Consider the following 14,125-nt stretch of genomic DNA (forward strand, 5'->3'; position numbering starts at 1 on the left):
CATGGTGCCGGGCCCTTCCGTATGCTCCGAGGTATGGCTGTGCCTGCGCGCGACGCATCGGACGGCAGACCCGCGGGCGGCGGACCCGCGGTACGGATCGCCTCCCCGAAGGGGAAATGGATCCTGCTGACCACCGTCCTCGGCTCCGGCATGGCCCTGCTGGACTCGACCGTCGTCAACGTGGCCCTGCCGACCATCGGCCGTGACCTGGACGCGAGCCTCGCCGCCCTCCAGTGGACCGTGAACGGCTACATGCTCTCGCTGGCCGGGCTGATCCTGCTGGGCGGTTCGCTCGGGGACCGGTTCGGGCGCCGGAGGATCTTCGTCCTCGGTGTGGTGTGGTTCGCCGCCGCCTCACTGCTGTGCGGGCTCGCGCCGAACGTGGGCGTGCTCGTCGCGGCCCGGGTCCTCCAGGGCGTCGGCGGGGCGCTGCTCACCCCCGGTTCGCTGGCGATCATCCAGGCCTCCTTCCATCCGGACGACCGGTCCCGTGCCATCGGCCTGTGGTCGGGGTTCGGGGGCGTGGGGGCCGCCGTCGGGCCGTTCCTGGGCGGCTGGCTGGTGGACGGTCCTGGCTGGCGCTGGGTGTTCCTGCTGAACATCCCCGTCGCCCTGGTGTGCGTCCCGATCGCCCTGCGCCACGTGCCCGAGTCCACCGGGGACACCGCCCGCCCGGGCGGGGTCGGGAGCGGGGGAGGGCCCGCCCACCGCCGCTTCGATGTCCTCGGCGCCGTCCTCGGCGCGCTCTCGCTCGCCCTGGTGACGTACGCCCTGATCGAGGCTCCGAGCGGTTCCCCGCTGGTGCCGGTCACGGCGGTCGCGGGCGTGGCGGCGGGGGTGGCCTTCGTGTACGTCGAGCGGCGGCGGCCCGATCCGATGATGCCGCTCGACATCTTCGCCTCGCGCCAGTTCACGGCCGTCAACCTGGTGACCCTGTGCGTCTACGCGGCGTTCGGCGGCTTCTTCTTCCTGACCGCGCTCCAGCTCCAGGTGGTGGCGGGCTACTCGGCGCTCCAGGCCGGCACGGCACTCCTGCCGACCACGGCCTTGATGCTGTGCTTCTCCGCCCGCTCCGGCGAACTCTCCCAGCGCATCGGTCCGCGCATCCCGCTGACGGTCGGGCCGCTGCTGTGCGCGGCGGCGATGCTGCTGATGCTGCGCGTCGGCAAGGACGCGTCGTACGTGGCGGACGTACTGCCCGCGCTGCTGGTGATGGGCCTGGGCATGGTGACCCTGGTGGCGCCGCTGACCGCGACCGTGCTGGCCTCGGTGGAGACCGGCCGGGCGGGTCTGGCCAGCGGGATCAACAACGCGGCCGCCCGCGCGGCCGGGCTCGTCGCCGTGGCCGCGCTGCCGCTGCTCACCGGGATGGGAGCGGAGGCGTACCGCTCGGCGGACGCCTTCGACGCGGCGTTCCGCCGGGCGATGCCGCTGTGCGCGGGCGTGCTGGTGGTCGGCGCGGTGCTGGCCTTCACGACCGTGCGCCGCCCGGCGCCGGGCTGCCTGCGCCCCGAGTGCCGCAGGCACGGTTCCCTGACCGCGCCCCCGCTGGAGCCGGAGCGCTCCCGGGGCGTCCTCGGGGGCCGCGGCGGCTCCCCAGGCTCCCCCGGCTCCCCCGGGGCCGGGCCTTCCGGCGCCGGTCCGGCTGCGTGACCGTGCCGGAGCTGTCGATCCGGTCGGCGGTCGGCGGTCGGTGTACGCGGGACGATCGCCCTGATGGGCGTGAACACGTTCGACAGGTGCCGGTCGGCGGTCCGCTCCGGAACGGATCGTTCCCCGGCTGCCGCGGGCGAGCGGTACCGATCACGGACGATGCAGCAGACTGGAACCCATGACGATTCACGAGAACCTCCTCGGGGGACCGCCCCCGACCCGTCTGCCCGACGACCCGGAGCCGCGCGAGCTCCTCGCGAACGGCACGGCCCCCACCGACGTCGCCGCGAAGTACCCCACCTCCTCGCTCGCCTGGGCGCAGCTCGCCGACGACGCGTTCGAGCGGGGCAGCGTCGTCGAGTCGTACGCCTACGCCCGTACCGGCTACCACCGCGGCCTGGACGCGCTGCGCCGCAACGGCTGGAAGGGCCACGGCCCGGTGCCCTGGGAGCACGAGCCGAACCGCGGCTTCCTGCGCGCCCTGCACGGCCTCGCCCGCGCCGCGCAGGCGATCGGCGAGCAGGAGGAGTACGAGCGCTGCAGCCAGTTCCTGAAGGACTCCTCGCCGGCGGCGGCCCAGACCCTCGGCTAGGCCGGAACCTTGACGGGAGCCCCGTCCGCGGGGCCCCCGGCGCGGGTCCGCCTGGTGTGACCAGGCGGACCTTGCGGTTTCGGGGGACGATTGTGGAGGATGCCCGGTGGGGACCGGGGCCCCCGTGTCGGTAACGGCAGGGGCGGACCGCTACCCGGAGCACAATCAGGAGACAGCGATGTCCCACCAGGCTCAGCCCCCGCAGGCTCAGGAGCCCGAGACCCCGCATCTCGACTTCCAGGGCACGACCCCGTACGAGGACTACGTACAGGCGGACGTGCTCACCCACCTCCAGCACACCCTCTCCGACGACCCCGGAGAGATGGTCTTCCTGGTGACGACCCAGGTCATGGAGCTGTGGTTCACGGTCATCGTCCACGAGTGGGAGACGGCGGCCAAGGCACTGCGAGCGGATGACGTTCCCGTCGCGGTGGCCGCGCTGAAGCGGTCCGTACGAGAGCTCGACGCGCTCAACGCGTCCTGGCGTCCGCTCGGACAGCTCACGCCCGCCCAGTTCAACTCCTACCGTTCGGCCCTCGGCGAGGGTTCCGGCTTCCAGTCGGCGATGTACCGGCGCATGGAGTTCCTGCTCGGCGAGAAGTCCGCGTCGATGCTCGTCCCGCACCGGGGCGCGCCCCGTGTGTACGCGGAGCTGGAGAAGGCGCTGCACGAGCCGAGCCTGTACGACGAGGTGCTGCGGCTTCTCGCGCGGCGCGGCCACGCGATCCCGGCCTCGGTGCTGGAGCGTGACGTGTCGCTGCGCTACGAGCCCGTGCCCGAGGTGCAGGCCGCGTGGACGGCCCTGTACTCCGGCGACGACAGCGACGAACTCGCCCGCCTCGGCGAGGCGCTGACCGATGTCGCCGAGCTGGTGTGGCGCTGGCGCAACGACCACCTCGTCGCGACCCGGCGGGCGATGGGGTCGAAGACCGGCACCGGCGGCAGCGCCGGAGTGGCCTGGCTGGAGAAGCGCGCGCAGAAGAACGTGTTCCCCGAGCTGTGGACAGCGAGGTCCTATGTCTGAGCGAGCCCTGTCCGCGCGGGCGGCCGACCTGGACGCCGCCGACGAACTCGCCGGACTGCGCAAGCGGTTCGTGCTCGACGACGTGGTGTACCTGGACGGGAACTCGCTCGGCGCGCTGCCGGCCGAGGTACCCGGCCGGGTCGAGGACGTCGTCCGCAGGCAGTGGGGCGAACTGCGCATCCGCTCCTGGGAGGAGAGCGGCTGGTGGACCGCGCCCGAGCGGATCGGCGACCGCATCGCCCCGCTGGTCGGCGCCGCTCCCGGTCAGATCGTGGTCGGCGACTCGACCAGCGTGAACGTCTTCAAGGCCCTGGTGGGTGCCGTACGGCTGGCGGGCGAGGGGCGCGACGAGATCCTCGTCGACGCGACGACGTTCCCGACGGACGGGTACATCGCGGCGTCGGCGGCCCGGATGACGGGCTGTGAGCTGCGTCCGGTCGACCCGGACGAGGTGCCCTCGGCGCTCGGCCCCCGCACGGCGGCCGTGCTGCTCAACCACGTCGACTACCGCACCGGCCGGCGCTTCGACCTTCCGTCCCTCACCGCCGCGATCCACGCGGCGGGTGCGATCGCCGTCTGGGACCTGTGCCACAGCGCGGGCGCCCTGCCGGTCGGTCTCGACGAGCACGGGGTGGACCTGGCGGTCGGCTGCACCTACAAGTACCTGAACGGCGGCCCGGGTTCGCCCGCGTACCTCTACGTCCGCGCCGGTCTCCAGGACCGCTTCGACTCCCCGCTGCCGGGCTGGAACTCGCACGCCGAGCCCTTCGCGATGAGTTCGTCGTACGAGGCCGCGCCGGGCGCGCTGCGCGGTCGGGTCGGTACGCCGGACATCCTCTCGATGCTGGCCCTGGAAGCGGCGCTGGAGGTGTGGGACGGCGTCTCCATCGAGAGCGTCCGCGCCAAATCGCTCGCCCTGACGGACTTCTTCCTGGAGTGTGTCGCGGCGTACGTCCCCGAGGGCCGGGTCGAGTCCGTGACCCCCTCCGCCCACGCGGAACGGGGCAGCCAGGTGGCCCTGCGCTGCGCGGACGCGGGCGCGGTGATGAAGCGCCTGATCGACAACGGAGTCGTCGGCGACTTCCGCCACCCGGATATCCTCCGCTTCGGCTTCACCCCGCTGTACGTCGGCTTCGCGGACGCGGAACGGGCGGCGGGGATCCTGGCGGAGACGCTCGGCTGATTTCAGTTCCGGCCGGGGAGATTCCCCGGCCGGGGAAATTTCAGCCCCTCCGGCGTTCGAGGAGCGGGGTCCGGGGCGGAGCCCCGAATACGGGAAGGGTAGGGGCGGAGGGGACGAAATCCTCTCCGCCCCTACCCGTACGCCGGGTATCTGCTCGCCCGGGGGAGCCACGGAAAAGGAGAACCGGCCCCCTTGACCGAGAGTGACAGCCCGCTGCCGACCCACGCCACCGGCCTGATAGCGTCCCCGCAAACGGCCGAATTGTTCCCCCGCCCGCCAAATCCGTTTCACCGCTGAGAGGTTGGAGCATGCAGGACGACGCCGCACCCCGGGACCGCGACGACGACGCCATCGCGCGCGACGCCGCCGAAGAGGCGTCGGCCTTCTCGCACCCGCCCGTGGACCCGGACGTCACCCTGGCGTACGGCGACCACCCCGACCAGGTGATCGACTTCTATGCCCCGCGCGATCCCGACCCGGAGGTCCTCACCCCTCTCGTGGCCGTGCTGCACGGTGGCGCCTGGCGTGCCCCGTACGACCGCCGCCACATCACCCCGTTCGCGGACTTCCTGACGCGCCGCGGATTCGCCGTGGCGAACGTCGAGTACCGCCGGGGAGAGGCGACTTCACCCGCCGCCAAGGGGCTCGCGATCCCCGCGCAGGGCGGTCCCGCGGACCCCGGGCGGGACGACGCGGCCTCCTCCGGGGCGGGCGACACCCCGACCGGGGCCCCGGTCGCCGGCCGCTGGCCCGACACCTTCGACGACGTGGCGGCCGCACTCGACGCGCTGCCCGCCCTCGTACGCAAGGCACTTCCCCAGGCCGACCCCCGGCGCATCGTCATCACCGGCCACTCGGCGGGCGGTCATCTGGCCCTGTGGGCCGCGGCCCGCCACCTCCTGCCCGCCGACGCGCCCTGGCACACCGACCGCCCCGCACCGCTGCGCGGCGTCGTCGCCCTCGCTCCGATCGCCGACTTCGAGGTCGCGGAGAAACTCGACGTGTGCGGCGGGGCCTCCCGCCAACTCCTGGGAGGGGACGCCACGTTCGCGGAACGCCTGCCCTACGCCGACCCGGTGCGCCTGCTCCCCACCGGCATCGCCACCACGCTCGTCCAGGGCCGCACCGACATCGTCGTCCCGCAGGCGGTCGCCGAGTCGTACGCGGACGCGGCGGCCAAGGCCGGCGAGGTGGTGGGTCTGACGCTGCTGGAGGGCGTCGGCCACTTCCCCCTGATCGACCCGGCCGCCGACGCCTGCGCCGTGGTGGCGGAGGAGATCGCGCAACTGGCCTGGTAGCCGCTCCAAAAGCGCGGTGAGAAAAGGGAATTGATCCCCCTTCCGCGAACCCCGGTCATACCCGTAGTACCTGAGAGCTACCTCTCGGATGGGTTCCCCAGCGGGACGCGGACGACAGGTGACGATCCGTAATTTCCCTTCCAGTGGCGCCCGACGACCGGGCGGACGGGGAGGAACGGACACCATGGATCGGCGTCTGCGTCGGATGTCTGACGCCCGGCGTTCGCGTCGGGCGGTGCGGGACCGGCAGGTGGGCCGGACGGTTCGGGACCGGCGTTCGGCCGGGGCGGTTCCGGACCGGCGTTCGCGCCGGCCGGTGCGGGCTTCGGCGCGAGATCGGAGCTCGGGTCGGGCGGCGCGTGACCGGAGCCTTTCCTGGGCCGTGCGGGCAGGCCGGCTGCGGCGGGCGCTGCTCGCCGTGACGGTCGTGGCCGCGGTCGTCGTCCCCGTGTCCGCCGCCGCACGCCCCGAGATCCCCGCACCGGCGCCCGCGGTCCTCGCACCGCCGACGGCGTCGACCCTGGACCAGGTGTACGCGGCGAACCGGGCGGACGCCGCCGAGGCGGCGCGGATGGCCGCGGACCACGGCGACCGCACCCGGGCCGCCGCCGACCGCGCCATGGCCTCGCCCTCACGCCACTTCCTCACCTTCGACGGCCGGGGTAACGGGCGGGCCGTCGAGGTCATCGGCGATCTCGCCCACGCCGACCGCGTGGCCGTCCTGGTCCCGGGCTCGGACACCACGCTGGAGACGTACGGCCGCTTCCGCGCCGGCGCCCTCGCCCTGCACGACCGGCTCGGCCCGCGCGGTGCCGTCGTCGCCTGGCTCGGGTACGAGACGCCGGGCACCGTGAGCACGACGGTCCTGACGGCGGCCCGTGCCGAGGACGCGGCTCCGCGACTGAGGGAGTTCCTGGGCCGACTGCGCGGAGTCGTCGGCCGGTCGGCGCACGTCTCCCTGCTGTGCCACTCGTACGGCACGGTGGTCTGCGGCCGTGCCGCCCCGGGGCTGGACGTGAGCGACATCGTCGTCCTCGGCAGTCCGGGCACCGGTGCCTCCTCGGCCGCCGCGCTGCACACCACCGCCCGCGTCTGGGCCGCCCGGGGCTCCGCCGACTGGGTCGCGCACGTGCCGCACACGAGCCTCGGTCTCTTCGGCACGACCGTCGGTTTCGGTTCCGACCCGGTGTCCCCGTCCTTCGGCGCCCGGGTCTTCCGGGCGGGCGCCGCAGGCCACAGCGGCTACTTCGCACCGGGCTCCGAATCCCTGGCCAACCTCACCCGCATCGTCCTCGGCGACACCTCGGAGGTGACCCGTGCGTGATCTCACCGGCACTACCGCACTGAAAGCCACGGCAGGCACGACCGCGCCGACCGGCTTACGGACCGCGATCCACCGCATCGACCGGTCCACCCCCGTGGAGCGGGACCGCGCCGTGGACGCCCTGCGCGCCCTCGCGATCCTGGGCGTGGTCCTCGGCCACTGGCTGGTGACGGCGCTCGTCGCGGACGGCGGCGCGCTGCGCACGGCGAGCCCCTTGCGGTACATGCCCTGGCTGACCCCTGTCTCCTGGGCCCTCCAGACGCTCGCCGTGTTCTTCCTGGTGGGCGGCCATGTGGCGACGAAGAGCCACGCGTCGGCACGGGCCCGCGGCGCGACGTACGGACAGTGGCTGCGCGCCCGCCTGGGCCGCCTCCTGAGGCCGGTGGCGGCGGTGCTGACGCTCTGGGCGGTGGCGACCGGCTGCCTCCTTCTGGCCGGCGCGGACTTCCGCACGGTGCACACCCTGGTGAAACTGGGGCTGTCCCCGCTCTGGTTCCTGGTCGTCTTCGCCGGACTGACCGCGGCGACACCGCTGCTCACCGGACTGAACCCGCTGTGGCCGCTCGCCGTCGTTCTCCATGTGGACATCGTCCGATTCGGCTTCGGCGGCCCGGCGTGGCTCGGCTGGGTGAACCTCGCGGCGGGCTGGCTGGTGCCGTACACCCTCGGTGCGGCCTGGACACGCTCGGAGCTGGAGCGGCCGCGCGCGGGCTGGGTGCTGTTCGGCGGTGGCGCCCTCGCGACGGCCGCCCTGGTGCTGTGGGCCGGATATCCGGCGTCCATGGTCGGCATACCGGGGGCCGCGGTCTCCAACCTCGACCCGCCCACGCTGGCCGCGGTCACCTTCGGCCTGGCCCAGTGCGGGCTCGCCCTGCTGCTGCGCGGGCCGCTGCGCCGGGCGATGCGGCGCCCGGCGGTCTGGGCCGCCATCGCCTTCGCCAACCTCTCCGCGATGACGATTTTCCTCTGGCACCAGACGTCCCTGATGGCGGTGTCCGCCCTCGGTCTGCTCGCGGGCCGGCTCCCCGGCCTGCACACCACCCCCGACTCTCCGGTCTGGGTGGCCGCGCGGGTCGCCTGGCTGCCCGTCTTCGGCTGTGCCCTCACCCTGTGCTGGTTCGCCTTCGGCGTCCACGAGCGGGGACCCCGCCGGCTGACCGGCCGCCCGTCCCGGGGCGTCCGCGTTCACCGCGGTCCCGGCCGGGCCACACCCGGGGCAGCGCCTCGTGCCTAGGGTGGACGGCGTGACCAGCGAGGAGCACCGGCCCCCGATCGGCGACCAGACCAACCTCCCTGACGTTCCGTCACGCGGACCCGGGCACCCCGTCACCAGCCCGTCCGTGACCTCCGCCCGGACCTCCGATCCGACCACCGCCCAGGCCTCCACCCCGCCCACCGCGCCCATCAGCCGCGGTCCTCGCGGCGGCGCCCGCCTGCGGGCACTCGCCGAGGCCCCTTCCCTGCTCCTGCCGTTCCTGCGGGGAGTCCTGACCGAGCTCGCGGTGCCGGCGGCCGCGCCGCTGCCACCCTTGTCCCGGCCGCGTCGGCTGAACCGGCTGCCGCACGTCGTGGTGTGTCTGACGGCCCTCGGGCTCGGGCTGGCGGCCATGGACGAGCTGAGCAACGGTTACCGACTGGGTTCCCCGCTGGGCACCCTCAGCGGTTTCGCGCTGGGCGCGGCCGTCGCGCTCGCGCTGTGGCGCCCCGTACCGGCCTGGTGGCTGGCGCTGGGCGCCACCGTGGTCGCGGCCGTCGTCGCCCGTGTCGGCATGATCGCGAACATCGACGGACCAGGAGCGCTGTCGGGACCGGACTGGCCCTGGAACACGCCCGCGATCATGGCGCAGTCCGTCGTTCTCTTCCTGCTCGCCCTGCGGTCGCCCCCGCGCGTCGCCGTCGGCGCGCTGTCGCTGACCGCTCTGGCGACCTATGCCCTGCAGGGTCTGTCGGGTGGACCCACGAGGGGCAGGCCCAACCCTGTGACCGCGGCCGTGCCGCTCGACGGACCGCCCTATCACCCGACGGGAATGTCGGCGGTGATCGCCTTCGCCGCGGTCGTCGTCCTCGGCACGGCACTGCACGGTCGCCGTGTGGCCCGTACCCAACTGGTCGAGCAGGCCTCGCTGACCGAGGAGGAGCGCGCCCGCCGCACGGTCCTGGAGGAGCGCAGCCGCATCGCCCGCGAACTCCATGACGTGGTCGCCCACCACATGTCGGTGATCTCCATCCAGGCACAGGTCGCCCCGCACCTGGTCGAGAATCCGACCGACGAGCTGAAGGAGAACCTGGCGGGCATCCGGCAGAACGCGCTGGAGGCGCTGACCGAGCTGCGCCGGGTGCTCGGCGTGCTGCGTTCGGAGAACCCGGAGGACCCGTACGGCGTCGGTGCCGGGGCGGGCGGGGCACCGGATGCCCCGCAGCCCACGCTCAGCCGTCTCGACGCCCTGGTCGAGAACACCCGCGCGGCGGGACTGGACGTGACCACGGAGATCGCGGGCGAACGGCTTCCGCTCGCCCCGGGCGTGGAGCTGTCGGCGTACCGGATCATCCAGGAGGCGCTGAGCAACGCCCTTCGCCACGCCCCGGGTTCCGCGGTCAAGGTGGAGCTGTGGCACTTCCCGCGGGGACTCCAGGTGAGGGTCGTCAACTCACGGCCCCAGTACCCCGCTCCGCCTTCCCCGGGCGCGGGGCACGGACTGCTCGGCATGCGGGAACGCGTGGCGATGCTGGGTGGCACCCTCGTGACCTCGAAGACGTCGTGCGGAGGGTTCGCCGTGGCCGCCTTCCTCCCGGGCAACGGCACCGCGCCCGCCGACGGAGCCGCCCGGACCGACGACACCCCGACAGACCCGCGAGGAGAAGAGACGCCATGACGACCGTGAGCGGCACCATCCGCGTACTGATCGCCGACGACCAACAGATGGTCCGCCAGGGATTCACCGTGCTGCTCAACACCTACCCGGGCATCGAGGTGATCGGTCAGGCGGTCGACGGACTCGACGCGGTCCGCCAGGTCGCCGAACTCGCCCCGGACGTCGTGCTGATGGACATCCGCATGCCCGAACTCGGCGGCATCGAGGCGACCCGCCGCATCACCACGGACACCCCGCACATCAAGGTCCTGGTGCTGACCACCTTCGACCTCGACGAGTACGTCTACGAGGCGCTGCGTGCCGGCGCGTCCGGCTTTCTCCTCAAGGACGCCTCGGCCGAACAGCTCGCGGAGGCGGTCCGCGTCGTCGCGGCCGGCGACGCCCTCCTCGCCCCGGGCATCACCCGCCGCCTCATCGCCGAGTTCTCCCGCCTCGGCACCACCCCGCGCGCACCCCTCAAGCAACGCGTCGGCGACCTCACCGAACGCGAGACGGAGGTCCTGGCCCACATCGCCCAGGGCCTCTCGAACGCGGAGATCGCCCAGCGCCTGGTGGTGGCCGAGCAGACCGTGAAGACCCACGTCGGCCGCATCCTGGTCAAACTGGGTCTGCGTGACCGCACCCAGGCGGCCGTCTTCGCCTACGAATCGGGCCTGGTCCGTCCCACGGGCTACTGACCCGCCCCCCGGCCCCGCCCGTCGGAGCCCCCGGCCGTACCCGTAGTACCTGAGACGGACCCCGAAGGACCCTCCTCGCAGGTGACGACCCCGCCCCCCGCCCGGGCCTACCGTTCTGAGCGTGACCGAGACGACCCAGACGCAGACGACGTCCCCGCCCCCCGGCGGTGCCGGGGCCAAGCCCCGCAGCCCGGAGTACCGCCTCGCGGCGGACGCCGTGCGCGGACTGCGGCAGGACATGTTCCACGACGCCTTCGCCTACCGCCCGCTGCCCCGCATGCGCACGGACGGTCCGGTGACGCGCCGCCTCTCCGCAACCCTGCGCAGGTACGCCGCCTGGACCCCGCACGCGACGGTGGCCGCGGCCGGCCTGCTGGCCATGGCCGCGGGCTACACCTCCGCCGGCGGCCCCGGCGGCGGCTCGATCGCGTCCCTGCTGTGCGGGCTCCTCGCCCTGCTGCCGGTCCTCGCGACCCTCGTCCGCCCGGTCGGCGCCTTCTGGCTCTCGATCGCGGCGGTCCCGGTCGTCGCCGTGTTCGACGGCGCCTGGAGCGACTGGCCGTGGCCCCCCGGCAGCTTCCTGGCGCACGTCATCGTGCTGACGGTGGTCGCCCTGCGGTCGCGGCCCCGTGTCGCGGCGTGGATGTGGCTGCTGACCGCCGCGTACAGCCTGATGGCCGAGACGTTCTTCGGCGGGGGCTACTACAGCGCCAACACGTTCCCGCTCCTGTTCGTCTCCGCGCTCGCCCTCCTGATCGTCACGGTCCTGAACATCCGCAAGGAGGCCGAGCAGGAGGTCACGGCCCACCAGTCGGAGACGGCCCACGAGCGTTCCCGGCGCACGCTGCTCGAAGAGCGCACGACGATCGCCCGTGAGCTGCACGACGTGGTGGCCCACCACATGTCGGTGGTCGCCATCCAGGCGGAGGCGGCGCCCTACCGGGTGGAGAATCCGCCCCCGGAGCTGGAGCAGGCGTTCGTCACGATCCGGGAGAACGCGGTGGCGGCGCTGACCGAGCTGCGCCGGGTGCTGGGCGTGGTCAGGGCCGAGGACTACGAGGCGCCGGACGCGCCGCAGCCCACCCTCGCCGATCTGGACAGGCTCCTCGCCAATGTGCGGGAAGCGGGTCTGACCGTGGAGAAGGCGGTCACCGGCGCGGTGCGCGAACTTCCGCAGGGCGTCGAACTGTCGGCGTACCGGATCGTCCAGGAGGCTCTCAGCAACACCCTGCGGCACGCGCCGGGCGCCTCCGCCCGCGTCGAGATCGGCTACGTGCTCGGCGGGCTCGGCCTGCGCATAGTCAACGGCCCCGTGCCGGTGACGACCCTGGAGAAGTCCACGCACGGCGCGGGGCACGGCATCACGGGCATGCGCGAGCGGGTCGTGATGCTGGACGGCGAGATGACGACGGGCGCCACGGACGACGGAGGGTACGAGGTGGCGGTGTTCCTGCCGGTGCCGTCGGGGGAGCAGAGCGGATGACGGGCGGTACGGGTCGCGCGATCCGCGTGCTGATCGCCGACGACCAGATGATGGTCCGCGAGGGCTTCTCCGTGCTGCTCGGCGCGATGCCGGACATCGAGGTGGTCGGCGAGGCGGTCAACGGACGGGAGGCGGTCGACCGGGTCCGGGAACTGCAGCCGGACGTGGTGCTGATGGACATCCGCATGCCGGAGATGAACGGCATCGACGCGACCCGCGAGATCGTCGCCGCGGACGGTGCCGCGAAGGTGCTGGTGCTGACGACGTTCGATCTCGACGAGTACGTGTACCAGGCGCTGCGCGCCGGGGCGTCCGGGTTCCTGCTCAAGGACGCCTCGGCCCGCCAGCTCGCCGACGGGGTGAGGGTGGTGTCGGCCGGGGAGGCGCTGCTCGCCCCCTCGGTCACCAGGCGGCTGATCACGGAGTTCTCCAAGCTCGCGGAGGAGCCGAGACTGCCGGCGACGGCGCACGGGGCGTACGGGGAGCTGACCGACCGGGAGACGGAGGTGCTGGTGCTGATCGCGCAGGGGCTGTCGAACGCGGAGATCGCCGAACGGCTCGTCGTCGCGGAGTCGACGATCAAGACCCATGTGAGCCGCATCCTGGTGAAGCTGGGGCTGCGGGACCGCACACAGGCGGCGGTGTTCGCGTACGAGGCGCGGCTGGTCACCCCCAGATGACGGCATCCGGCGCCCGCGGACCGGGTCGGCCCTGGTCAGCGGGGGCCGGGCCGGGCTAGCGTCCGTTCATGGCAGCTTTGGAGAGTACGCGGGCCTTCGACCCGTGGGATCCGGCGTTCGTGGCGGACCCGTACCCGGCGTACGAGGAACTGCGCGCGCGGGGCCGGGTGCACTACTACGAGCCGACGAACCAGTGGCTGGTGCCGCACCACGCGGATGTGTCGGCACTGCTGCGGGACCGCCGGCTGGGCCGGACGTATCAGCACCGGTTCACGCACGAGGACTTCGGGCGGACGGCGCCGCCGCCGGAGCACGAGCCGTTCCACGTGCTCAACGATCACGGGATGCTCGACCTGGAGCCTCCGGACCACACGCGGATCCGGCGGCTGGTGTCGAAGGCGTTCACGCCCCGTACGGTCGAGCGGCTGAAGCCTTACGTGGAGGGGCTGGCGGGCGAGTTGGTTGATCGGCTGGTGGCGGCCGGCGGCGGGGATCTGCTGGCCGACGTGGCCGAGCCGCTGCCGGTGTCGGTGATCGCGGAGATGCTGGGTGTCCCGGAGTCCGAACGGGCTCCGCTGCGGCCCTGGTCGGCGGACATCTGCGGGATGTACGAACTGAATCCCTCGGAGGACGTGGCGGGCAAGGCGGTGCGGGCGTCGGTCGAGTTCACCGAGTACCTGCGGGGGCTGATCGAGGCCCGCCGCAAGGAGCCTGGGGACGATCTGATCTCGGGGCTCATCGCGGCCCACGACGAGGGCGACCGGCTCACCGAGCAGGAGATGATCTCCACCTGCGTGCTGCTGCTCAACGCGGGGCACGAGGCGACGGTCAACGCCACCGTGACCGGCTGGTGGACCCTGTTCCGGCATCCGGAGCAGCTCGCGGGGCTGCGGGCGGACCACACCCTGATCCCCACGGCGGTGGAGGAGCTGATGCGTTACGACACCCCGCTGCAGTTGTTCGAGCGCTGGGTGCTGGACGACATCGAGATCGACGGTACGACGGTGCCGCGGGGTGCGGAGATCGCGATGCTCTTCGGCTCCGCGAACCGTGACGCCGCGGTGTTCGAGGATCCGGAGACGCTGGACCTGGCCCGGGCGGAGAACCCGCACATCTCCTTCAGCGCGGGCATCCACTACTGCATCGGCGCTCCGCTGGCCCGGATCGAACTGGCCGCGTCCATGAGCGCGCTCCTGACGAAGGCGCCCGGTCTCCGGCTCGCCGGGGAGCCGGTCCGCAAGCCGAGCTTCGTGATCCGCGGACTGGAGAGCCTGCCGGTGAAGGTCTGACCTCCGTCACCGCTGCGTCCGGCGGCGCGACCTTGCCTCGGCAGGTCGC

General features: G+C 73.1%; 12 protein-coding genes. All 12 read left to right on the forward strand.

Annotated features, from left to right (window positions below; all coding sequences use genetic code 11):
* The first annotated feature begins 33 nt into the window (after nucleotides 1-33).
* The 12 genes from ACWEBX_RS16075 to ACWEBX_RS16130 all read left to right on the forward strand — a co-directional run bounded on the left by ACWEBX_RS16075 (nucleotide 34) and on the right by ACWEBX_RS16130 (nucleotide 14,076).
* On the forward strand, nucleotides 34-1,653 hold the full coding sequence (locus ACWEBX_RS16075; RefSeq protein WP_451885468.1) for an MFS transporter: 1,620 nt from the start codon (nucleotides 34-36) through the stop codon (nucleotides 1,651-1,653).
* Nucleotides 1,654-1,831: 178 nt separating this feature from the next.
* Nucleotides 1,832-2,245 (forward strand): DUF3151 domain-containing protein, encoded by a 414-nt coding sequence (locus ACWEBX_RS16080; protein ID WP_451885469.1) that lies wholly within the window; start codon nucleotides 1,832-1,834, stop codon nucleotides 2,243-2,245.
* A 178-nt stretch (nucleotides 2,246-2,423) separates the two neighbouring features.
* Complete coding sequence (locus ACWEBX_RS16085; RefSeq protein WP_451885470.1) at nucleotides 2,424-3,269, forward strand: tryptophan 2,3-dioxygenase family protein; 846 nt, start codon at nucleotides 2,424-2,426, stop codon at nucleotides 3,267-3,269.
* Complete coding sequence (gene kynU / locus ACWEBX_RS16090) at nucleotides 3,262-4,452, forward strand: kynureninase (protein ID WP_451885471.1); 1,191 nt, start codon at nucleotides 3,262-3,264, stop codon at nucleotides 4,450-4,452. Before ACWEBX_RS16085 ends, kynU begins: the two co-directional genes overlap by 8 nt.
* A 308-nt stretch (nucleotides 4,453-4,760) precedes the next feature.
* The gene (locus tag ACWEBX_RS16095; protein ID WP_451885472.1) at nucleotides 4,761-5,750 is read left to right on the forward strand and encodes an alpha/beta hydrolase family protein; all 990 of its coding nucleotides are present in this window, start codon (nucleotides 4,761-4,763) and stop codon (nucleotides 5,748-5,750) included.
* A gap of 382 nt (nucleotides 5,751-6,132) precedes the next feature.
* Complete coding sequence (locus tag ACWEBX_RS16100) at nucleotides 6,133-7,074, forward strand: alpha/beta hydrolase (protein ID WP_451885473.1); 942 nt, start codon at nucleotides 6,133-6,135, stop codon at nucleotides 7,072-7,074.
* A 67-nt stretch (nucleotides 7,075-7,141) separates the two neighbouring features.
* Nucleotides 7,142-8,308: an acyltransferase family protein gene (locus ACWEBX_RS16105; protein WP_451885478.1), complete on the forward strand. Its 1,167-nt coding sequence runs from the start codon at nucleotides 7,142-7,144 to the stop codon at nucleotides 8,306-8,308.
* A gap of 268 nt (nucleotides 8,309-8,576) precedes the next feature.
* Nucleotides 8,577-9,947, forward strand: a complete 1,371-nt coding sequence (locus tag ACWEBX_RS16110) for a sensor histidine kinase (protein WP_451885479.1) — start codon at nucleotides 8,577-8,579, stop codon at nucleotides 9,945-9,947.
* The gene (locus tag ACWEBX_RS16115) at nucleotides 9,944-10,624 is read left to right on the forward strand and encodes a response regulator (protein ID WP_451885474.1); all 681 of its coding nucleotides are present in this window, start codon (nucleotides 9,944-9,946) and stop codon (nucleotides 10,622-10,624) included. The genes ACWEBX_RS16110 and ACWEBX_RS16115 overlap by 4 nt, the downstream gene beginning before the upstream one ends.
* A gap of 121 nt (nucleotides 10,625-10,745) precedes the next feature.
* The gene (locus ACWEBX_RS16120) at nucleotides 10,746-12,107 is read left to right on the forward strand and encodes a sensor histidine kinase (RefSeq protein WP_451885475.1); all 1,362 of its coding nucleotides are present in this window, start codon (nucleotides 10,746-10,748) and stop codon (nucleotides 12,105-12,107) included.
* The gene (locus ACWEBX_RS16125) at nucleotides 12,104-12,787 is read left to right on the forward strand and encodes a response regulator transcription factor (protein ID WP_355759295.1); all 684 of its coding nucleotides are present in this window, start codon (nucleotides 12,104-12,106) and stop codon (nucleotides 12,785-12,787) included. The genes ACWEBX_RS16120 and ACWEBX_RS16125 overlap by 4 nt, the downstream gene beginning before the upstream one ends.
* A 68-nt stretch (nucleotides 12,788-12,855) precedes the next feature.
* Entirely contained in the window at nucleotides 12,856-14,076 is a 1,221-nt protein-coding gene (locus tag ACWEBX_RS16130; protein ID WP_451885476.1) for a cytochrome P450, read from the forward strand.
* Nucleotides 14,077-14,125 lie beyond the last annotated feature (49 nt).

This window comes from Streptomyces sp. NPDC005070 (assembly GCF_053600395.1).